Annotated in this window: 17 protein-coding genes; 10 read left to right on the top strand and 7 right to left on the bottom strand. The window is 64.3% G+C overall.

The genetic code is table 11. The annotated features are described in order from the left end of the window. Positions 1-90: 90 nt before the first annotated feature. The 3 genes from H1B27_RS02360 to H1B27_RS02350 all read right to left on the bottom strand — a co-directional run bounded on the left by H1B27_RS02360 (position 91) and on the right by H1B27_RS02350 (position 5,254). Positions 91-1,278, bottom strand: coding sequence for an acetyl-CoA C-acyltransferase (locus tag H1B27_RS02360; RefSeq protein ID WP_061881008.1), 1,188 nt, complete (start codon positions 1,276-1,278; stop codon positions 91-93). Further along, entirely contained in the window at positions 1,275-2,957 is a 1,683-nt protein-coding gene (pimA, locus tag H1B27_RS02355) for a dicarboxylate--CoA ligase PimA (RefSeq protein ID WP_197964864.1), read from the bottom strand. The genes H1B27_RS02360 and pimA overlap by 4 nt, the downstream gene beginning before the upstream one ends. A 200-nt stretch (positions 2,958-3,157) precedes the next feature. Next, a complete protein-coding gene (locus tag H1B27_RS02350) occupies positions 3,158-5,254 on the bottom strand; it encodes a 3-hydroxyacyl-CoA dehydrogenase NAD-binding domain-containing protein (protein ID WP_197964863.1) in 2,097 nt (698 codons plus the stop codon). Between the two features lie 130 nt (positions 5,255-5,384). Here H1B27_RS02350 and H1B27_RS02345 point away from each other — a divergent pair, with 130 nt between their 5' ends. The 10 genes from H1B27_RS02345 (at position 5,385) to H1B27_RS02300 (ending at position 16,724) form a co-directional block, all read left to right on the top strand. After that, positions 5,385-6,251: an IclR family transcriptional regulator gene (locus tag H1B27_RS02345; protein WP_197964862.1), complete on the top strand. Its 867-nt coding sequence runs from the start codon at positions 5,385-5,387 to the stop codon at positions 6,249-6,251. 66 nt (positions 6,252-6,317) lie between these two features. Next, a complete protein-coding gene (locus tag H1B27_RS02340) occupies positions 6,318-7,115 on the top strand; it encodes an ABC transporter ATP-binding protein (protein WP_061881012.1) in 798 nt (265 codons plus the stop codon). Beyond that, the gene (locus tag H1B27_RS02335) at positions 7,112-7,825 is read left to right on the top strand and encodes an ABC transporter ATP-binding protein (RefSeq protein ID WP_025033919.1); all 714 of its coding nucleotides are present in this window, start codon (positions 7,112-7,114) and stop codon (positions 7,823-7,825) included. The genes H1B27_RS02340 and H1B27_RS02335 overlap by 4 nt, the downstream gene beginning before the upstream one ends. A 13-nt stretch (positions 7,826-7,838) precedes the next feature. Then, positions 7,839-8,717: a branched-chain amino acid ABC transporter permease gene (locus tag H1B27_RS02330; protein ID WP_028179412.1), complete on the top strand. Its 879-nt coding sequence runs from the start codon at positions 7,839-7,841 to the stop codon at positions 8,715-8,717. A 2-nt stretch (positions 8,718-8,719) separates the two neighbouring features. After that, entirely contained in the window at positions 8,720-9,739 is a 1,020-nt protein-coding gene (locus H1B27_RS02325) for a branched-chain amino acid ABC transporter permease (protein ID WP_061881013.1), read from the top strand. A 38-nt stretch (positions 9,740-9,777) separates the two neighbouring features. Then, positions 9,778-11,013 carry an ABC transporter substrate-binding protein gene (locus tag H1B27_RS02320; RefSeq protein WP_197964861.1) on the top strand — a complete coding sequence of 412 codons (1,236 nt, stop codon included), beginning with the start codon at positions 9,778-9,780 and terminating at the stop codon, positions 11,011-11,013. A gap of 117 nt (positions 11,014-11,130) precedes the next feature. Further along, the gene (locus tag H1B27_RS02315) at positions 11,131-12,357 is read left to right on the top strand and encodes an ABC transporter substrate-binding protein (protein ID WP_197964860.1); all 1,227 of its coding nucleotides are present in this window, start codon (positions 11,131-11,133) and stop codon (positions 12,355-12,357) included. A gap of 256 nt (positions 12,358-12,613) precedes the next feature. Continuing rightward, complete coding sequence (locus H1B27_RS02310; RefSeq protein WP_197964859.1) at positions 12,614-13,843, top strand: ABC transporter substrate-binding protein; 1,230 nt, start codon at positions 12,614-12,616, stop codon at positions 13,841-13,843. A gap of 174 nt (positions 13,844-14,017) precedes the next feature. Beyond that, on the top strand, positions 14,018-15,247 hold the full coding sequence (locus H1B27_RS02305) for an ABC transporter substrate-binding protein (RefSeq protein ID WP_194390000.1): 1,230 nt from the start codon (positions 14,018-14,020) through the stop codon (positions 15,245-15,247). Between the two features lie 193 nt (positions 15,248-15,440). Then, positions 15,441-16,724 carry a glycerate kinase type-2 family protein gene (locus tag H1B27_RS02300; RefSeq protein WP_197964858.1) on the top strand — a complete coding sequence of 428 codons (1,284 nt, stop codon included), beginning with the start codon at positions 15,441-15,443 and terminating at the stop codon, positions 16,722-16,724. Between the two features lie 74 nt (positions 16,725-16,798). On the opposite strand, the gene H1B27_RS02295 is transcribed toward H1B27_RS02300, so the two are convergent. From H1B27_RS02295 to H1B27_RS02280, 4 genes are read right to left on the bottom strand one after another with little or no spacing between them, the layout of a single operon-like run. Next, complete coding sequence (locus H1B27_RS02295; protein WP_197964857.1) at positions 16,799-17,323, bottom strand: NADH-quinone oxidoreductase subunit B family protein; 525 nt, start codon at positions 17,321-17,323, stop codon at positions 16,799-16,801. A 3-nt stretch (positions 17,324-17,326) separates the two neighbouring features. After that, a complete protein-coding gene (locus H1B27_RS02290) occupies positions 17,327-18,835 on the bottom strand; it encodes a hydrogenase large subunit (RefSeq protein ID WP_197964856.1) in 1,509 nt (502 codons plus the stop codon). Positions 18,836-18,838: 3 nt separating this feature from the next. Beyond that, complete coding sequence (locus H1B27_RS02285) at positions 18,839-20,278, bottom strand: hydrogenase 4 subunit F (RefSeq protein ID WP_197964855.1); 1,440 nt, start codon at positions 20,276-20,278, stop codon at positions 18,839-18,841. Then, the gene (locus H1B27_RS02280) at positions 20,275-20,937 is read right to left on the bottom strand and encodes a hydrogenase-4 component E (RefSeq protein ID WP_197964854.1); all 663 of its coding nucleotides are present in this window, start codon (positions 20,935-20,937) and stop codon (positions 20,275-20,277) included. The genes H1B27_RS02285 and H1B27_RS02280 overlap by 4 nt, the downstream gene beginning before the upstream one ends. Position 20,938: the final 1 nt, after the last annotated feature.

The following is a 20,938-nucleotide window of genomic DNA, read 5'->3' as shown; positions in this document are numbered from 1 at the left end:
GCAAGGCGCAGGCCCGAAATCCATATCCCCGACTGGTGGTTATGGATTCCGGGCTCGCCGCTTCGCGGCGCCCCGGAATGACAGAAACTCCTACTGCAGCACCTCGAACAATCCCGCCGCGCCCATGCCGCCGCCGACGCACATGGTGACGACCGCGTATTTGGCCTTGCGGCGGCGGCCCTCGATCAGGGCGTGGCCGGTGAGGCGCGCGCCCGACATGCCGTAGGGATGGCCGACCGCGATCGCGCCGCCGTCGACGTTGATCTTCTCGGGGTCGATGCCGAGCTTGTCGCGGCAATACAGCACCTGCACGGCGAAGGCTTCGTTGAGCTCCCAGAGGCCGATGTCGTCGACGCTGAGGCCGTGGCGCTTGAGGAGGCGCGGCACCGCGAAGACCGGGCCGATGCCCATCTCGTCCGGCTCGCAGCCGGCGGAGACGAAGCCGCGGAAGATGCCGAGCGGCTTGAGGCCGCGCCTGGCGGCTTCCTTGTCGCTCATGATCACGCAGGCGCTGGCGCCGTCGGAGAGCTGGCTGGCGTTGCCGGCTGTGATGCTGAAGCCGTCGCCGCGCACGGGCTTGAGGCCGGCGAGGCCTTCGATGGTGGTCTCGGGGCGCGGACCTTCGTCCTGCGACAGCGTGATCTCCTTCATCGAGACGGTGCCGGTCGCCTTGTCGGTGACCGCCATCTGCGTCGTGATCGGGGCGATCTCGTCCTTGAACCTGCCGCCCTGCTGCGCGGCTGCGGTGCGGCGCTGGCTCTCCAGCGAATATTCGTCCTGGCGTTCGCGCGAGATGCCGTAGCGCTTGGCGACGACTTCCGCGGTGTCGATCATGGGCATGTAGACCTCGCCCTTGATCTTGAGCAGCGCGGGGTCCTGGGCGTGGAAGCCGTTCATCTTGTCGTTCTGCACGAGGCTGATCGACTCGCCGCCGCCGCCAACCGCGATCTCGACGCCGTCGAAGAGCACCGATCGCGCGGCCAGCGCGATCGCCTGCAGGCCCGAGGCGCACTGCCGGTCGATCGTGGTGCCGGCGACGGTGACGGGAAGGCCGGCGCGCAGCAGCGCCTTGCGCGCGATGTTGCCGCCGGTCGCGCCCTGCTGGAGGGCGGCGCCCATCACGACGTCCTCGATCTCCTTCGGATCGACTTTTGCGCGCGCGACAGCCTCGCCGATGGCATGGCCGAGCAGCGTTGCGCCCTCGGTGGCGTTGAGCGCGCCGCGATAGGCCTTGCCGATCGGGGTGCGGGCGGTGGAAACGATGACGGCGTCGGTCAAGAACGGACTCCTGATGCGGTTTGGGTGGATTGTGACGGTTTCTGCTGCTGGCGCAATTCGTGGCGCGACAATTTTCCGACCGGCGTGCGCGGCAGGTCGTCGACGAATTCGACCGCGGCCGGCAGTTCGTGCTTGCCGAGCTTGCCGTTGAGCTGCGCGCGCAGCTCGTCGACCGAGAACGGCTTTGCGCCGGGCTTCAGCTTGATGAAGGCCTTTGCGGCCTCGCCGCGGTACTGGTCGGGGATGCCGAGCACGATCACTTCGTGCACGCCTGATATGGTGTAGATCGCCTGCTCGATCATCTGCGGATAGACGTTGAAGCCGCCGGAGATGATCATGTCCTTCTTGCGGTCGACCAGGAAGAAATAGCCGTCGGTGTCGACATAGCCGATGTCGCCGGTGAGGAAACGGCCGTCGACGAAGGCATCCGTGGAGCCTTCCGGCCTGTTCCAGTAACCCTTGGTGACGTTCGGACCCTTGATGCGGATCTCGCCGACTTCGCCCGGCGGCAGCACGCGCCGGGGATCGTCCAGCGCAACGACGTCGAGCTCGATGCCGGGCAGCATCAGGCCGACCGAGCCCGGTTTCTCGGGACCGTCGGGCGGATGGCCGGTGCCGGGCGAGCAGGTCTCGGTCATCCCCCAGCCGCTGCGCAGCTTCTTGCCGACCTTGCGCTCGAAGAAATTCGCGATCTCCACCGGCAGCGGCGCGCCGCCGGAGCCGATGGTGGCGAGCGAGGAGAAGTCGCGCTTGTCGAGGTCTGGGAGCGCGGCGATCGCGATCCACATCGTCGGCACGCCCGGAAAGTAGGTCGCGCGCTTGACCTCGATGTCGCGCATGACAGCTTCGACGTCGAAGCGCTGGTGCAGCGAGATCAGATTGCCGCGGCTGAGCGAGGACAGCAGCACGACGGTGAGCGCGTAGATGTGGAACAGCGGCAGCACGCAGATCACGCGCTCGATCGTCTCGCCGCGCGTGGCACGCGTCGGCTTGCCCCAGACGTCGTAGATCGACACCGCCGCGGTGAGATTGCCGTGGGTCAGCATGGCGCCCTTGGGCAGGCCGGTGGTGCCGCCGGTATATTGCAGCAGCGCGACGTCGTCGGCGGTCACCGTCGGCCATTGCGCCGGCGCGATCGCGCCCTCGACGAAGGTCTTGAAGGTCACGATGCGGGGATCGTCGGGAATTGCCGCCTGCGGCGTGCCGATCTTGCCCCAATGATCGTCCTCGCAGACGACCAGGCGGTCGATCAGCCCCTTCTCCAGGAATTTCAGCGCGGTCGGCAGCAAGGCCTGGAGGTTCGACGTGACGAGCAGGCGCGAGCCGGAATCGGAGACCTTGTGGGTCAGCGCGATCTCGCCGTCGAGCGGCGAGAGGTGCGCAACGCGGGCGCCCGCCTTCAGCGCGCCGAAGAAATTGACGGGATGGTCCGGCGTGTTGCCGAGGAACAGCGCGACGGAAGAGTTCCTGCCGCAGTCGGCGCGCAGGAACGCCGCCGCCGCGCGCTCGGCCTGAGCCGCGAGCTCGGTGTAGGTGATCGGACGGTCGCGGAATTCCAACGCGGTGCGCGGGCCGTACTCGGCGGCGGCTTTCGCCAGCAGGTCGGGCAATGTGCCCTGGACGATCGGATCGTCCCAACGCACGCCCTCGGGATAAAACTGTTCGCCGGGATGGGTCATGGAAGCTCGTTACTTTGCACGTAAGGCAGGCACCGGCGGATGGGCTCCCTCCCCCCTTGTGGGGGAGGGTTGGGGAGAGGGGTAGCCACAAACTCGAACCTCGCCCGGAGCCACCCCCCTCCCTGACCTTCCCCCACAAGGGGGGAGGGAACGGAGAGAGTGTGCCTCGGAGGACGAAATCGCCGCCACTGCCAATTCGATCACGCCGCTTTCGACGCCGCGGCCAGCGACGCGAACGTCTTGCCTTCGGCGGCGAGCTTCTTCAGCAGCGGGGCGGGCTCGAGGCTCGGATCGTTGGTCTCCTTGGCGTAGAAGGCGAGGCGGTCGGCGATGTGCTTGAGGCCGACGCTGTCGGCCCAGAACATCGGACCGCCGCGGTAGATCGGCCAGCCATAGCCGTAGAGCCAGACCACGTCGATGTCGGACGGGCGCGCGGCGATGCCCTCTTCCAGGATCTTCGCGCCCTCGTTGATCATGGGATACATCATGCGCTCGAGGATCTCCTCGTCGCTGACGACGCGCTTCTTGCGGCCGAGGCGGGCAAGCGTCTCGTCGATCAGCTTCTCGACATCAGGGTCGGGCAGCGGGGCGCGGCTGCCGGCTTCATACTTGTAGTAGCCCTTGCCGGTCTTCTGACCGAAGCGGCCGGCCTCGCACAGCGCGTCCGCGATCTCCGACTTGATGCCGCGGTCCTTGCGCGAGCGCCAGCCGATGTCGAGGCCGGCGAGATCGCCCATCGCGAACGGGCCCATCGGCATGCCGAACTTGGTGACGACGGCATCGACCTGCTGCGGCAGGGCACCCTCGAACAGCAGCTTCTCGGACTGCTTGCCGCGCTGGGCCAGCATGCGGTTGCCGACGAAGCCGTCGCAGACGCCGACCACGGCCGGCACTTTTGCGATTTTTCGCGCGATCGTGACGGCCGTCACGAGCGCGTCCGGCGCGGTCTTGTCGGCACGCACGATCTCGCACAGCTTCATGACGTTGGCCGGCGAGAAGAAGTGCATGCCGAGCACGTCCTGCGGACGCTTGGTCGACTTCGCGATTTCGTCGATGTTCAGGTACGAGGTGTTGGAGGCGAGCACCGCGCCCGGCTTGGCGTACTGGTCGAGCTTGCCGAATACTTCCTTCTTCACCGCCATGGTCTCGAACACGGCCTCGATGACGAGGTCGGCGTCGCCGACATTCTCGATGCCGACCTTGCCGTCGATCAGCGCCATGCGCTTGGCGGGCGCATCCGCCGGGATGCCGCCGCGCGCAGCGGTCGCTTCCCAGTTCTTCTGCATGACGCCCATGCCGCGCTTGAGCTGCTCCTCGGCGGTCTCGATCAGGGTGACGGGAATGCCGGCATTGGCGAACGACATCGCGATGCCGCCGCCCATGGTGCCGGCGCCGAGAATGGCGACACGGTTCACAGGGCGCGACTTGGTGCCTTCGGGGACACCCGCGATCTTGGCGGCTTCGCGCTCGGCGAAGAACGCATAGCGCTGCGCCTTGGACTGGTCGCTGGCGACGAGCTTCAGGAAGCCCTCGCGCTCCTTCTTCAACCCTTCGTCGAACGGAAGGTCGATGGCGTAGCCAACGGCATCGGCCGCCGCGAATGGCGCCTCCAGGCCGCGTGACTTCTTGGTCATGGCGGCGACGGCATTGGTGAAGATCGAGCGGTCGGCCTTGGCGGCCGCGATCTTGGAATCGTCATCGCGCAGGCGGCGCAGCGGGCGTTTCTCCGCCAGCAGCTTGCGCACGAAGGCTTCGCCGCCCGAGGCCGGACCTTCGACGATCTCCTCGATCAGGCCGTTCTTCAGGGCTTCCGCCGCACCGATCGGATCACCGCCGACGATCATCTTGACCGCGAGCTCAGGCCCGACCGCGCGGGGCAGGCGCTGGGTGCCGCCGGCGCCCGGCAACAGACCGAGCTTGACCTCGGGCAGGCCGAGCTTGGCCTCTTTGACCGCAACGCGGAAATGGCAGGCGAGCGCGACCTCGAGGCCGCCGCCGAGCGCGGTGCCGTGGATCGCGGCGACGACCGGCTTCGGCGAATTCTCGATCTCGGACAGCACGTCGTTGAGGGCCGGCGGCTTCGGCGGCTTGCCGAATTCGGTGATGTCGGCGCCCGCAATGAAGGTGCGGCCGGCGCAGGTCAGCACGATGCCCTTGATGGCGGGATCGGCGATGGCGGCCTTGATGCATTCCAGAATGCCGCCGCGGACCGCGGCACTCAGCGCATTGACCGGCGGGCTGTTGACCGTGACGATGCCGACCTCATCATGACGCTCAAGCTTGACCACTTCGCTCACGGTGTCCCTCCTTGGTGGGGATTTGCTTTTGTTCGATTTCGCGGTGCGGAATTTAATTCCGCATCTTGACGGCAGGGTTATTTTGAAGCACGGACGTTGTCAACGACTCCGCGCAAGAAGCAGATCAGGGATGAAGCGTACAGGAAAGAAGACTGCGACCGATCGGAATTTCGTCGTCGCGCTTTCCCGCGGACTGGATGTATTGCGCGCGTTCCAACCCAATGACGGCCTGCTCGGCAATCAGGAGATTGCGGCGCGCACCAATCTGCCCAAACCGACCGTGTCGCGGCTGACCTACACGTTGACCAAGCTCGGCTATCTGACGCCGGTTCCCCGCTTCGAGAAGTACCAGCTCGCACCCGCCGCGATGTCGCTCGGTTACGCGGCGTTGGCCAATCTGGGCGTTCGGCATCTGTCGGAGCCGTTCCGCGAGGAAGTGATGCGCGCGACCGGGGGCGCCGTCGCCGTCGGCGGCCGCGACCGTCACAGCATGATCTATTTCGGGCAGAGCCGCGGCAGCGAGACGGTCGGCGTTCAACTTGACGTCGGCTCGCGCGTGCCGATTGCAACCAGTGCGATGGGCCGCGCCTATTTCTGGGCGCTCGACGACGAGAGCCGCGCTGAAGTGTCGCGCATTCTGCGCGAACATTACGGCAGCCGCTGGCCGAAGATGCGCGAAGGATTGGAACGTTCCGGCGAAACGGTCGCGAAATACGGCTTTGCGATCTCGGTCGGCGACTGGCACGACGACATCGGCGCAGCCGGCGTCGCGCTCAAGCTCAACGACGGAACCGGACCTTACGCATTCAATTGCGGCGCGCCGGCATTCCGCTTCACGGAAGAGCGTTTGATCAACGACATTGGACCGCGTCTGCTGGCGATGGTAAGGAACATCGAAGCGGCGCTCGGGGGTCTGATGCCGCATTCAAAAAAAGACAACAGCAAAAAGCTGAAATCAGGAGGAAAAGTTGCGCGTGTGGCCGAGGGGTTCAGATAGCCTTTGTCATCATCGGGAGCGGTTCGCATCGCCCCATCGCTCACTGAACGACGTGAGCGAGACGACATGACGCAGGCACAGCTCGCGCGGGGGACATCGCCCCTGCTCGCGGTTCGCGACGTCAGCGTCGTGTTCGGCGGCATCATCGCGCTCAACGGCGTGTCCTTCGACATGCACAAGGGCCAGATCCTCGGGCTCATCGGCCCCAACGGCGCCGGCAAGACCACGCTCTTCAATTGCCTTTCGCGGCTGTACCAGCCGTCGTCCGGCGACATCCTGCTGGACGGCGTCAGCATCCTGTCGCGGCCGCCGCACCGCATCGCCGAGATCGGCATCGGCCGAACCTTCCAGAACGTGGCGCTATTCCCGAATTTGTCGGTGATGGACAATGTCCGCGTCGGCGCGCATTCGAAGACCTCTAGCGACATCATCAGCGATTCCTTGAGATTGGCCTGGGTCCGGCGCAGCGAGACCAGCGTCAACAAGAAGGTGCACGAGATTCTCGCCTATCTCGACCTCGAGGACGTCGCCCACACCATCGTCTCCGGCCTGCCCTTCGGTACGCAGAAGCGGGTCGAGCTGGCGCGCGCGCTCGCGGCCGATCCGAAGATCCTGCTGCTCGACGAGCCTGCCGGCGGCCTCAACCACGAGGAAGTCTACGTGCTCGGAGCTCTCATCCGCCGCATTCGCGACGAGCGCCACATGACCGTGCTCCTGGTCGAGCACCACATGGGCCTCGTGATGTCGATCGCCGACCACGTCGTCGCGCTGAATTTCGGCAAGAAGCTCGCGGAGGGGACGCCCGCCCAGGTGCAGGCCGACCCCGACGTCATCAAGGCGTATCTCGGGAGCAAGGACCAATGACGACGCTGCTCAACGTCAAGGACCTGCGCGCCTATTACGGCCAGGTCCAGGCACTCCATGGCCTGTCCTTCTCGCTCAATGAGGGTTCGCTGGTGACGCTGCTCGGTGCCAACGGCGCCGGCAAGACCACGACGCTGCGCGCGATCTGTAACATGGTGCGCTCGACCGGAGCGATCGAGTTCGAAGGCAAGCCCCTGAACAACCGCTCGACCGAAAGCATCGTGCGGTTCGGCATCGCCCACGTGCCGCAGGGCCGCGGCACCTTCACCACCATGACCGTCGAGGAGAACCTCCAGCTCGGCGCCATCACCCGCAAGGACAGCGCCGGCATCGTCTCCGACATCGAGCGCATGTACGCCCACTTCCCGGTGCTGAAGCAGCGGCACACCCAGGTGGCCGGCACGCTGTCCGGCGGCGAGCAGCAGATGCTCGCGGTTGCCCGCGCCCTGATGCTGCGGCCCCGGCTGATGCTGCTGGACGAGCCGTCCTTCGGCCTCGCGCCGCTGGTGGTGCGCGATCTGTTCGGCATCCTCGGCAAGATCAACCGCGAGGACAAGGTGTCGATCCTGGTGGTCGAACAGAACGCCCAGCTGGCGCTCGAGCTCGCCGACCAGGCCTATGTGATCGAGACCGGTCGGATCGTGATGTCGGGCAAAGCCAAGGACATCGCGAACAACGAAGAAATCCGCAAATCCTATCTGGGTTACTGAGGGAGCCGGGACAATGGAACTGTTCACCAACCAGGTCCTGGCCGGCATCGCCACGGGCGCGATCTACGCCTGCATGGCGCTCGCCGTGGTCATGATCTACCAGGCCATCGACCATCTCAATTTCGCGCAAGGCGAGATGGCGATGTTCTCGACCTTCATCTCCTGGCAGCTGATGCAGTGGGGCCTGTCCTATTGGGCGGCCTTCCTGATGACGCTGGCATTCTCCTTCGTCGCCGGCATCGCGATCGAGCGCATCCTGTTCAAGCCGCTCGCCAAGGCGCCGGTTCTGACCAACGTCGCCGGCTTCATCGCGCTGTTTGCGATCATCAACTCCTCGGCCGGCCTGATCTGGGACTTCACCATCAAGCAGTACCCGACCCCGTTCGGCTCCTCGCCGTTCCTGGGCAGCCAGCTGATCTCGACCCACCAGGCCGGCATGATCGGCGTCACCGTGCTGCTCCTGCTCGGCCTCTACTTCTTCTTCCAATACACCCGGATCGGCCTTGCAATGCGCGCGGCCGCCTCGGTGCCTGAATCGGCCCGCCTCGTCGGCATCAACACGAGCTGGATGATCGCGCTCGGCTGGGGCATGGCGACCGCGATCGGCTCGATCGCCGGCATGCTGATCGCCCCGGTCGTGTTCCTCGAGCCCAACATGATGGGCGGCGTCCTGATCTACGGCTTCGCCGCGGCGGTGCTCGGCGGATTGAGCAGCCCGTTCGGCGCCGTGGTCGGCGGCTTCCTGGTCGGCGTCTTCGAGAACCTCGCCGGCACCTACATCCCCGGCGTCGGCAACGAACTGAAGCTCCCGATCGCGCTCGCGCTGATCATCTCCGTCCTGGTCGTCAAACCCGCTGGCCTGTTCGGCCGGCACATCGTCAAGCGAGTTTGATCATGAGCGCTGCAGAAGAAGTCGTCGCCGAAGGCCACCAGGCGGTCGAGGCGGTTCCGAAGCGGGCCATGACGCTGGGCACCGGCACCTCGCTGGTGGTGCTGGCGGCGCTGTTGGTCGTGCCGATGTTCGTCAAGAACTTCATCATCTTCCAGATGACGATGCTCCTGATCTACGGGCTCGCCGTGCTGGCGCTGAACATCCTGACCGGCGGAAGCGGCCAGTTCTCGCTCGGCCAGAGCGCGTTCTACGCCGTCGGCGCCTATACTTCGGCGGTGCTGATGGAGCACGCCAACGTCAACTACGCGCTGACCATTCCGATTTCCGCGGCGATCTGCTTCGGCTTCGGCTACCTGTTCGGCAAGCCGGCGCTGCGGCTGTCCGGCGTCTATCTGGCGCTCGCGACCTTTGCGCTCGCCACCGCGATGCCGCAACTGTTGAAGCTGAACTTCCTCGAGCACTGGACCGGCGGCGTGCAGGGCCTCGTCGTCACTAAGCCGGACGCGCCGTTCGGCCTGCCGATGTCGCAGGACATGTGGCTGTACTACTTCACGCTCGCCGTGACGATCGCGATCTACATCTTCTCGGTGAACCTGCTGCGCTCCCGCTCGGGCCGCGCATTCATGGCGATCCGCGACAACGAGATCGCGGCTTCCTCGATGGGTGTCAACGTCGCGCTCTACAAGACGCTGGCTTTCGGGGTGTCCGCCGGCATCACCGGCGTCGCCGGCTCGCTCGGCGCCATCGCCGTGCAATTCGTCGCGCCCGACAGCTACACCATCACGCTCGCGATCTCGCTGTTCCTCGGCATGGTGGTCGGTGGCGTCGGCTGGCTGCCCGGCTCGTTCGTCGGTGCCGCCTTCATCATCTTCGTGCCGAACATGGCGGAAAGCATCTCCAAGGGTCTCTCCGGCGCGGTGTTCGGCGTGCTGTTGTTCCTCGTCATCTACCTCGTGCCGCATGGCGCGAGGCAGGTCGCGGTCCTGGGCCAGCAACTCGTCGGCAAGCTCAGGAAGAACTGAAAACTCTCAAGGACTGTCGTTTAACCAAGGAGACCCAATTGCTTTTCGGGAGAACACTGCGAGCCGCCGCGCTGATCACGGCAACGGCGGCCGTCACCCTCACCTCCGGCGCTGCACTCGCCCAAAAGAAATACGACACCGGCGCGTCCGATACCGAGATCAAGATCGGCAACATCATGCCGTACAGCGGTCCGGCCTCGGCCTATGGCATCATCGGCAAGACCGAAGAGGCCTATTTCAGGATGGTCAACGACAAGGGCGGCATCAACGGTCGCAAGATCAACTTCGTAACCTATGACGACGGCTATTCGCCGCCGAAGGCCGTCGAGCAGGTCCGCAAGCTGGTTGAGAGCGACGAGGTGCTGGCTGTCTTCAACCCGCTCGGCACGCCCTCGAACACGGCGATCCAGAAATACCTCAACGCCAAGAAGATCCCGCAGCTGTTCGTTGCCACCGGCGCAACCAAGTGGAACGATCCGAAGAACTTCCCCTGGACCATGGGCTGGCAGCCTTCCTACCAGAGCGAAGCGCACATCTACGCCAAATGGCTGATGAAGGAGAAGCCGGACGCCAAGATCGCGATCCTCTATCAGAACGACGATTTCGGCAAAGACTACCTCAAGGGCACCAAGGACGGTCTCGGCGCGAAGGCCTCGTCCATGATCATCATGGAAGAGAGCTACGAGATCTCCGAGCCGTCGATCGACGGTCACATCGTCAAGATCAAGGCGGCCAATCCCGACGTGCTCCTGATCTACACCACGCCGAAGTTCGCGGCCCAGACCATCAAGAAGACCGCCGAGCTCAACTGGAAGCCGCTCCAGATCCTCACCAACGTGTCGATCTCGGTTGGCAGCGTGATGAAGCCGGCCGGATTCGAAAGCGCGCAGGGCGTGCTGTCGGCAGCCTACGCCAAGGACTCCACCGACCCGCAATGGGCCAACGATCCCGGCATGAAGAGGTGGAACGAGTTCGTCGACAAGTACATGCCGGGTGCCGACAAGTCCGATACCAGCATGGTCTATGGCTACGGCGCCGCGTCGACCCTGGCCAAGGTGCTCGAAATGTGCGGTGACGACCTCACCCGTGCCAACCTCATGAAGCAGGCCGCGAGCCTGAAGGACTTCGCGCCGGATACCCTGCTGCCCGGCGTCAAGATCAACACCAGCGCCACCGACTTCGCCCCGATTGCGCAGCTTCAGATGATGCGCTTCAAGGGCGAGAAGTGGGAACTGTTCGGCGAGATCATCAGCGGCGATATCGCCTCCGAGTGACACGCTGACGCGATCATCCAACGTAAATTGCCCCCGCGGGCAACCGCGGGGGCTTTTTGTTGACGGCCGGCCCCAATCTTGTTCAATGCGCCCGATCCGCCCGGGGGAAGGAGAACAATGGTCGCCGTTCGTTTCCAGGTTGCGTCCCTCTGGGTCGCGCTCGCCTTGTGCACTGCAATGAGCAGCGAAGTGCTGGCGCAGAAGAAATACGACAACGGCGCTTCCGATACCGAGATCAAGATCGGTAACATCATGCCCTATAGCGGGCCGGCCTCCGCCTATGCCGCGATCGGCAAGACCGAGGAAGCCTACTTCAACAAGATCAACGCCGAGGGCGGCATCAATGGCCGCAAGATCAAGTTCATCTCCTATGACGACGCCTATTCGCCGCCGAAGACGGTCGAGCAGGCGCGCAAGCTGGTCGAGAGCGACGGGGTGCTGCTGATTTTCGGCTCGCTCGGCACCTCCACCAATAGCGCCATCCGCAAATACATGAACGAGAAGAAGGTGCCGCAATTGTTCGTGGCGAGCGGCGCGTCGAAATGGAACGATCCCAGGCAATATCCCTGGACCATGGGCTGGCAGCCGAACTACGCGAGCGAGGCCCGCATCTACGCCAAATACCTCATGAAGGAGAAGCCGGACGGAAAGATCGGTGTGCTCTATCAGAACGACGATTTCGGCAAGGACTATCTGAACGGGCTGAAAGAGGGCCTCGGCGCCAAGGCCTCGATGATCGTGCTGGAAGAGCCCTACAGCACCTCGGAGCCGGCGATCGACGAGCACGTAGTCAAACTGAAAGCCTCCGGCGCTGACGTCTTCATCAGCATCACCACACCGAAATTCACGGCGCAGGGCATCAAGAAGGCGGCGGAGATCAACTGGCATCCGGTCCACATCATCTCGAACGTCTCGGCTTCGGTCGGCGGCGTGCTCGAACCGGCCGGGCTCGAGATCTCGCAAGGCATCCTGTCGGCGAGCTACACCAAGGACGGCTCCGATCCGCAATGGAATGCCGATGACGGCATGAAGAAATTCTACAACTTCCTCGCCCAGTATGACCCCAAGGCCAACAAGCTCGATGCCGGCGTCGTGTTCGGCTATGCCGCCGCGCAGACCATGGTGAAGGTGCTGCAGATGTGCGGCGACGATCTCACCCGCGAGAACGTCATGAAGCAGGCCGCCAGCTTGAAGGACTTCGAACCCGATACGCTCTTGCCCGGCATCAAGATCAATACCGCGCCGGACGATTTCGCTCCGATCGAACAGCTCCAGATGATGCGGTTCAAGGGCCGGAAATGGGAGCTGTTCGGCGACGTCATCTCGAGCCACGTCGGCGACTGACCGCCGCGACGGCTCAATTCAAGATAGCCGCTTCTTCTGAAAGCAACTCCAGCGGCGGATTGGCGGCACGAAATCTCACGTGCCGGAATATTTCAGGATCGTCTTCGACGAGAATCGCCCGCCCCGCGACGCTTATGCGGGGGCGTTCTTCTTGCTGACGGCCGTGGATAGGTATTGAATGTACGATGGAGCGAGGAGCAACCATCGCCCCCAATAAGAACAATCGACACATTCAAACCTTCCCAGGGAGAACAAGATGCCTGCAATGCATGTGCGATTGGGGGCCTTCTCGGCTGCCCTCGTGCTGGCTGCCGCTCTTTCCACGGCAGCATCCGCGCAGAAGAAATACGACACCGGGGCATCCGACACCGAAATCAAGATCGGCAACATCATGCCCTACAGCGGACCCGCCTCCGCCTACGGCGTGATCGGCAAGACCGAGGAGGCCTATTTCCGCAAGATCAACGCAGAAGGCGGCATCAATGGCCGCAAGATCAATTTCATCACCTATGACGACACCTACTCGCCGCCCAAAACGGTGGAACAGGCGCGCAAGCTCGTCGAAAGCGACGAGGTACTGCTGATCTTCAACTCGCTCGGCACGCCGCCCAACACGGCGATCCAGAAATACATGAACTCGAAGAAGGTGCCACAGCTCTTCGTCGCCACCGGGGCCACCAAGTGGAACGATCCGCAGAACTTCCCGTGGACGATGGGCTGGCAGCCCAACTACCAGATCGAGTCGATCATCTATGCCAAGTACATCCTGAAGAACCATCCGAACGCCAAGATCGCCGTGCTCTACCAGAACGACGACTACGGCAAGGACTATCTGAAGGGATTCAAGGACGGGCTCGGCGCCAAGGCCGCCTCGATGATCGCCATTGAGGACAGCTACGAAGTCTCCGAGCCAACCATCGATTCCCACATCGTGAAGATGAAGGCGACGGGCGCGGATATCTTCTTCAACATCACCACGCCGAAATTCGCGGCGCAGGCCATCAAGAAGAACGCCGAGATCGGCTGGAAGCCGCTGCATTTCCTCAACAACGTCTCGGCCTCGATCGGCAGCGTGATCAAGCCGGCCGGCTTCGAGAACGCCCAGGACATCATCTCGTCGCAATATTTCAAGGATCCGACCGACGCGCAGTGGAAGAACGACAAGGCGATGATTGGCTGGAACGAATTCCTGGATAAGTACTATCCGGAAGCGAACCGCGCCGACGCCTCGGTGATGTACGGCTACATCGTGGCCCAGGGTCTCGTTCACGTGCTCAAGGCCTGCGGTGACAATCTGACCCGCGAGAACATCATGAAGCAGGCCGCCAACATCAAGGAGTTCGAGCCCGCCGGCCTGCTGCCGGGCATCAAGGTCAACACGTCGGCCTCCGATTTCGCGCCGCTCTCGCAGCTGCAATTGATCCGCTTCAAGGGCGAGCACTGGGAGCGATTTGGCGAGATCTTGAGCGGCGACGTCGGCGGCTAACCTTACCCAGTTGCTCAAGATGTAGCCAAATCGACTAAAGACGCAGCCCCTGCGGCCATGCCGCAGGGGCTTTTCCTTGAAGCTTCCGGGCAAATCGTATTGAATTGCGGTCGCGTCGCCAAAAAACGAGACAAGAAAAGGGACGCGCACACAAAGAAAGATAGGGAGATTGGAATGCCTGCTGTCACCGGCAAGCTCGCGGCCGCATCATTGGCGCTCGCGCTCATTGCGGCTTCGACTTCAACTGCATCGGCCCAGAAGAAATACGATACCGGCGCGACCGACACCGAGATCAAGATCGGCAACATCATGCCCTACAGCGGACCAGCCTCCGCCTATGGCATCATCGGGCGCACCGAAGCCGCCTATTTCAAGAAGATCAACGACGAAGGCGGCATCAACGGCCGCAAGATCAATTTCATCTCCTACGACGACGCGTACTCGCCGCCGAAGACGGTGGAACAGGCGCGCAAGCTGGTCGAGAGCGACGAGGTGCTGCTCGTCTTCAACTCGCTCGGCACGCCGCCGAACACGGCGATCCAGAAATACATGAACTCGAAGAAGGTGCCGCAGCTGTTCGTCGCCACCGGCGCCACCAAGTGGAACGATCCGCAGAACTTCCCCTGGACCATGGGCTGGCAGCCCAACTACCAGAGCGAGACGCAGATCTACGCCAAATACATCCTGAAGGAGCTGCCCAACGCCAAGATCGGCGTGCTCTACCAGAACGACGATTACGGCAAGGACTACCTGAAGGGCCTGAAGGACGGCCTCGGCGCCAAGGCCGCAAGCATGATCGTGCTGGAGGAAAGCTACGAGACGTCGGAGCCGACCATCGACAATCACATCGTCAAGCTGAAGGCGACCGGCGCCGACGTCTTCATCAACATCACCACGCCGAAATTCGCGGCGCAGGCGATCAAGAAGAATGCCGAGATCGGCTGGAAACCGATCCACTTCCTCAACAACGTCTCGGCCTCGGTCGGAAGCGTGATCAAGCCGGCGGGCTTCGAGAACGCGCAAGGCATCATTTCGGCGGCCTATCTGAAGGACACTACCGACGCGCAATGGGCCAATGACGCGGGCATGAAGGCGTTCCTCGACTTCATGACGAAGTACTTCCCCGAAGGCGACAAGACCGACGGCGGCACGATCGTCGGCTACGGCGTCGCGCAGACGCTGGTCCAGGTGCTGAAGAACTGCGGCGACGACCTCACGCGCGCGAACGTCATGAAACAGGCCGCGAGCCTGAAGGACTTCCGCACCGAAGCGCTGCTGCCCGGCATCAAGATCAACACGTCGGCGACCGATTTCGCCCCGATCAGCTCGCTGCAGCTGCAACGCTTCAAGGGCGAGCGATGGGAACTGTTCGGCGACGTCATCAATGCGGAAGCCGGCGGCTAGCTGGCGCCTGAAAGGCACGACGGGAAATCCCCTGCGCCGGTCGCGCAGGGGATTTCTGCTTGCGCGGCGGTTTTGATCACGCGATTGCACAATCGAATGATGGCAGAGGCCGCTTACGCTTTGGCGCACGATGCGGTAGGCAGATGACCGGCGACCTCATCGCCGCCACTTCAGTCTGCCGAAGGCCATCGTCATGACCGACCGACGTCCCCTGCTCCGCGCGCTCTACGACGCCGCCGTTGCCGCCGCCCATCCGAATACGATCCTGGCGCCGCATCTGCGCCCGGCGCCGAGGGGACGCGTGATCTGCCTTGCCGCGGGCAAGGGCGCAGGCGCGATGGCCGCGGCGGCCGAGCGGCATTATCTCGACGCGCTCGGGCTGCCGCCGGAGCGGCTGGTCGGCATCGCCACCACGCGCCACGGCTACGGCGTGCCGACCCGCCGCATCCGCGTGGTCGAGGCCGGCCATCCCGTGCCTGACGAAGCCGGCCTGAAAGGCGCCGTCGACACGCTCGCGCTCGCGGGCGAAACCGGGCCTGACGATCTGCTCCTGGTGCTGCTCACCGGCGGCGGCTCGGCCAACTGGATCGCGCCGGCGAATGGCATCAGCTTCGCGCAGAAGCAGGCGGTCAACAAGGCGCTGCTGCGCTCGGGCGCGCCGATCGGCGAGATGAACATCGTCAGGAAACATCTGTCGCGGATCAAGGGCGGACGGCTGGCGCGCGCCGGCAGAAACGCCGCCGAGATCGTCACGCTCGCGATCTCCGACGTGCCGCATGACGATCCTTCCGCGATCGCCTCCGGCCCCACCGTGCCGGATCCGACGACGCTTGAGGATGCGCGCGCGATCGTGGCCAAGTACAAGCTCGACGTCGACGATGCGGTGCGCCGCGCGCTCGACGATCCCGCCAATGAGAGCTGCAAACCGGGTGACGCGGCCTTCGGGCGCGCGACCTTCGAGCTGATCGCGCGGCCCAAGCAGTCGCTCGACGCCGCGGTGAAGCTGGCGCGCGCCTCCGGCTACGAGACCATCGATCTCGGCGCCGATCTCGAGGGCGAGGCGCGCGAGGTCGCCGCCGATCACGCCAGGCTGGCGCTCGAGGCGCGTGCGCAAGGCAAGCGCATCGCCATCCTCTCAGGCGGCGAGCTCACGGTCACCGTGCGTGGCCAGGGGCGCGGCGGACCGAACCAGGAATACGCGCTGGCGCTCGCCGGCCTGTTGCAGGACACCGCCGGCATCTCGGCGCTCGCAGGCGACACCGACGGCGCCGACGGCGGTGCCGGCAACCCCACCGACCCGGCCGGCGCGGTGATCGACGCTGCAACGTTCGCAAGGATGAAGGCGCAGGGACTGCAGCCGCAGGCCTATCTCGACAACAACGACGCGACCTCGTTCTTCGAGGCGACGGGCGACCTGCTCATGCCGGGGCCGACGCTGACGAACGTGAACGACATCAGGGTGATCCTGGTGGATTAGGACTCGCTTTTGTTCGATGCCATCGCGGGCGCGGATTCCAGTATGCCGGCAATGACGGAGTGTGTGAGCGCGGCTTAGCGCTTTCCGCTGACGTGCTCCAGCAGCGCCAGCAGGCCCTTCAACAAGTCCGTCGGCGACGGCGGGCAGCCCTTGATGTGCAAATCCACCGGAACGATCTCGGACACGCCGCCGACGCAGGCGTAGCTGCCTCTGAAAATGCCGCCATCGATCGCGCAGCCGCCGACCGCGACGACCCATTTCGGGTCGGGCGTCGCGGTGTAGGTCCGCTCCAGCGCCTGTCGCATGTTCTTCGTCACAGGACCCGTGACCAGAAGCACGTCGGCATGGCGCGGCGAGGCGACGAAGCGCAGGCCGAAACGTTCGATGTCGTAGAAGGCGTTGGACAGCGCATGGATCTCAAGCTCGCAGCCGTTGCAGGACCCGGCATCGACCTCGCGAATGGCAAGAGAACGCCCGAGCCGGGCCTGGGCAGCACGGTCGACCTTCGCTGCAAGCTCGGCCAGCGCCGAACCGTCCGGCGCCGGAGCGGGCTCCGTCAGCGAACCATGGGTGAGGCTTTCGAGCAGGGTCTTGCGCATGGCTTAGAGGTCCACGCCAGAATAGGAACAGTTGAACGATTTATTGCAGAGCGGGAAGTCGGCAATGATGTTGCCCTCGATCGCGGTTTCCAGCAGCGGCCACTGGAACCACGAGGCGTCGCGCAGGTGGCAGCGTTCGACGCGCAAGTCGCCGTCGAGCCGCAGCCACACCAGTACGTCGCCGCGGAAGGCTTCCGTCAGCGCCAGGCCTTCGCATGCGCCGCGCCCCGCCGGCGGCGCGCTGCTGATCTCGCCCGGCTCCATCAGGTCGAGGATCTGCGCAATCAGCTCGACGCTCTGCTCGACCTCGCGGATGCGGATCCAGACCCGTGCGTTGACATCGCCGGCTTCCAGCACCGGCACCTCGAACGACAATTGATCGTAGGGCGCGTAAGCAAGCGTGCGTCGTGCATCGAAATCGCGGCCAGAGGCGCGGCCGACATAACCGCCGGCGCCAAACTGGCGCGCATACTCCGCCTTGACGATGCCCGTGGTGACGGTGCGGTCCTGCAAGGATGCGGTGTTGTCATAAAGCTCGATCAGGCGCGGGAATACCTTCTTGATTTCAGCAAGCAGCGTTCGCAGCGCCGGGATACCGTCCGGCGCGATGTCGCGCGCCAAGCCACCGGGCAAGACGACGTCCATCATCAGGCGATGGCCGAACGCAGCATCCGCAGCGCGCAGGGTCCGCTCGCGCAAAATGCCGGTCTGGGCGTGCATCAGCGCGAACGACGCATCGTTGCAGATCGCCCCGATGTCACCGAAATGATTGGCGAGCCGCTCCAGTTCCGCCATCAGCGCCCGCAAGTACGTCGCGCGCCGCGGCACCTCGATGTCGAGCGCGGCTTCCGCCGCGCGGGCAAAGGCGAAGGCATAGGCGACGGCGCTGTCGCCGGAGGTGCGGTTGGCGAGCTTTGCCGCGGCCTCGAGGCTCGCGCCCTGCATCAGCGACTCGATGCCCTTGTGGGTGTAGCCGAGCCGCTGCTCCAGCCGCACCACATGCTCGCCATTGGCGGTGAAGCGGAAATGGCCGGGCTCGATGATCCCGGCATGGACCGGGCCGACCGCCACTTGGTGCAACGCCTCGCCCTCGGCCGGCAGGAATCGGTATGGCCGCACGTCGCGCGATGCGTTGCGGCCGGAGAGCGGACAGGATTGGCCCCAGGCATCGTGATCGAGCCACGGCCGCAGATCGTGCGCAGCGGCCGGAACAAGCCCGAACAGATCATGGATGGTCCGCTCCAGCCGAAGCGCCGGCGGATGTCGGTTGGCGATGCTTGGAAATGTGCCGCCCGTACACGCGTAGGTCACGACCGCGATCTCGGCAGAGCCTTCATCGAGCATCGCCATATGCACCGCGGTTGGCTCGCCCCAGAAGCCGAGCAGTGTGAGGCCCCCCTCGACCAGCCGATCGATCGCCGCCTGCCAGCCCGCCTCCGTCACGACCGCGCGCGGCCAGGGCCGGTGCGACGGCACCGCATTGACATGGGGGATGCTGTCGAGGATGCCCATCGCTTATCCCAGGAGCTTCGCGACGTTCTGGAAGCCGGTGACCAGCACCGGCGGCAGATAGATGCCGGCCATCAGCACCAATCCGAGGTGTGTGAACATCGGCACGTAGGAGGCTTCGGCGGGTGCGGTCTTGCCCTTGGGCTCGCCGAACATCACCACGCCGACCCGCAGGAAAAGCCCCCCGAGCGCGATGATGATACCGAGCACCAGGATCACCGTCAGCCAGGGTGCGCGGGCGAACGTCGAGCTCACCACCAGAAACTCGCTCATGAAGATGCCGAACGGCGGCAGCCCGACGATGGCGATGACGCCGAGCATCAGGCCCCAGCCGAGCACGGGGCTGGTCGTCGTGAGGCCGCCGATCTCGGCGATCTTCTGTGTGCCCTTGACCTGTGCGATATGACCGACGGCGAAGAAGATTGCCGACTTGGTCAGCGAATGCATGGCCATGTGCAACAGAGCTGCGAAATTGGCGAGCGGGCCGCCCATGCCGAAGGCGAAGACGATGATGCCCATATGCTCGATCGAGGAATAGGCGAACATCCGCTTGATGTCGCGGCGCCGGTACAGCATCAGCGCGGCGAAGATCACCGAGATCAGGCCCATGGTCACCATCAGCGGACCCGGCGCGATCGCCTCGGAGTTGATCGCAAGCATCATCTTGAAGCGCAGCAGCGCATAGAGCGCGACATTGAGCAGCAGACCGGACAGCACCGCCGAAATCGGCGTCGGGCCCTCGGCATGCGCATCCGGCAGCCAGGCGTGCAGCGGCGCGAGGCCGACCTTGGTGCCGTAGCCCAGCAAGAGGAACACGAAGGCGACGTTGAGCAACGCCGGGTCGAACTGTGCGGCGTGCTTCACCAGCACCGTCCATACCATACCGTCCAGCCCCTCGCCCACCGCAGGGCGCGCCGCCATATAGACCAGGATCGTGCCGAACAGCGCGAGCGCGATGCCGACGCTACCGAGGATGAAGTATTTCCATGCGGCTTCGAGCGCCTCATGGGTGCGGTAGATGCCGACCATCAGCACGGTCGTCAGCGTCGCCACCTCGACCGCGACCCACATCAGGCCGATATTGTTGGCGACGAGCGCGAGGTTCATCGCGAACATCAGCACCTGGTACATCGCGTGATAGAAGCGCAGGAAGGCCGGCGTCAACCGCCCGATCTCGATCTCGTGGTGGATGTAGCTCGCGCTGAAGACCGAGGTCGTGAAGCCGATGAAGGTCGTCAGGACTATGAAGACCTTGTTGAGGTCGTCAAGCAGCAGATATTGCCCAGACGTCGGCTCGATCACGAACAGGGACAGCGAAGTGAGGAAGGTCGCGAGCGCCGCGACGATGTTGAGCTTCGCCGCCAGCATGTAGCCAGGCAGGATCGCGAGCAGAGCGGCCGAAAGGGACGGGATCAGCAGGATCGCACCGAGCGCATCGATCGTCATCGCCGCTCTCCCCGGAAGCGATCGAGCGCCTGCACGTCCACGCTGTCAAAACGCTCGCGGATACGGAACAGGAATATCCCGATCACGATGAAGGCGATCAGCACCGAGAAGGCGACGCTGATCTCCACCACCAGCGGCATGCCCTTGGCTCCGGTTGCCGCCAGCACCAGCCCGTTCTCCAGCGACATGAAGCCGACGACCTGGCTCACGGCGTTGCGTCGCGTAACCATGATCAGGAGCCCGAGCAGCACCACCGACAGCGCGAAGGCGAGGTCCTCGCGCGCGAGTGCATCGGCGCCCGGCGTCACCCGCAACATCACCACCATCGACAGCGCGACGAGGCCTATCCCGGCCATCATGGTCAACCCGATGCCGATCACGTTCTCGATCTCGCGGTGGATACCGAGCCGCTTGATGATCCGGTGCAGCGCCACGGGGATGATGATGGCCTTGAAGACCAGCGCGATCAGCGCCGTGATATAGAGATGCGGCGCTTGCTGCACATAGGCCTGCCAGCCCACCGACAGCGCCAGCACACCGGCATGCAGCACATAGACGTTGAGCAGCGCATAGAGCCGATCCTGGTAGAGCATCATGAAGCTCGCCAGCACGAGGGAGCCGGCGAGCAGATGGGCGATATCGAATTGCAGGCTGCTCATC

This window comes from Bradyrhizobium diversitatis (assembly GCF_016031635.1).
In the GTDB taxonomy this organism is placed as follows: domain Bacteria; phylum Pseudomonadota; class Alphaproteobacteria; order Rhizobiales; family Xanthobacteraceae; genus Bradyrhizobium; species Bradyrhizobium diversitatis.
Note: the sequence above shows the minus strand (reverse complement) of the source record. Positions and strands in the feature narration are given on the sequence as shown.

What these genes read in the sequence shown, in the direction of transcription:
- H1B27_RS02290 (WP_197964856.1), bottom strand. Translation starts at nt 18,835, where the DNA reads ATGGGCATCCTCGACAGCATCCCCCATGTCAATGCGGTGCCGTCGCAC.
- H1B27_RS02280 (WP_197964854.1), bottom strand. Translation starts at nt 20,937, where the DNA reads ATGAGCAGCCTGCAATTCGATATCGCCCATCTGCTCGCCGGCTCCCTC.
- H1B27_RS02305 (WP_194390000.1), top strand. Translation starts at nt 14,018, where the DNA reads ATGCCTGCTGTCACCGGCAAGCTCGCGGCCGCATCATTGGCGCTCGCG.
- H1B27_RS02310 (WP_197964859.1), top strand. Translation starts at nt 12,614, where the DNA reads ATGCCTGCAATGCATGTGCGATTGGGGGCCTTCTCGGCTGCCCTCGTG.
- pimA (WP_197964864.1), bottom strand. Translation starts at nt 2,957, where the DNA reads ATGACCCATCCCGGCGAACAGTTTTATCCCGAGGGCGTGCGTTGGGAC.
- H1B27_RS02340 (WP_061881012.1), top strand. Translation starts at nt 6,318, where the DNA reads ATGACGCAGGCACAGCTCGCGCGGGGGACATCGCCCCTGCTCGCGGTT.
- H1B27_RS02335 (WP_025033919.1), top strand. Translation starts at nt 7,112, where the DNA reads ATGACGACGCTGCTCAACGTCAAGGACCTGCGCGCCTATTACGGCCAG.
- H1B27_RS02300 (WP_197964858.1), top strand. Translation starts at nt 15,441, where the DNA reads ATGACCGACCGACGTCCCCTGCTCCGCGCGCTCTACGACGCCGCCGTT.
- H1B27_RS02330 (WP_028179412.1), top strand. Translation starts at nt 7,839, where the DNA reads ATGGAACTGTTCACCAACCAGGTCCTGGCCGGCATCGCCACGGGCGCG.
- H1B27_RS02295 (WP_197964857.1), bottom strand. Translation starts at nt 17,323, where the DNA reads ATGCGCAAGACCCTGCTCGAAAGCCTCACCCATGGTTCGCTGACGGAG.
- H1B27_RS02285 (WP_197964855.1), bottom strand. Translation starts at nt 20,278, where the DNA reads ATGACGATCGATGCGCTCGGTGCGATCCTGCTGATCCCGTCCCTTTCG.
- H1B27_RS02315 (WP_197964860.1), top strand. Translation starts at nt 11,131, where the DNA reads ATGGTCGCCGTTCGTTTCCAGGTTGCGTCCCTCTGGGTCGCGCTCGCC.
- H1B27_RS02345 (WP_197964862.1), top strand. Translation starts at nt 5,385, where the DNA reads ATGAAGCGTACAGGAAAGAAGACTGCGACCGATCGGAATTTCGTCGTC.
- H1B27_RS02325 (WP_061881013.1), top strand. Translation starts at nt 8,720, where the DNA reads ATGAGCGCTGCAGAAGAAGTCGTCGCCGAAGGCCACCAGGCGGTCGAG.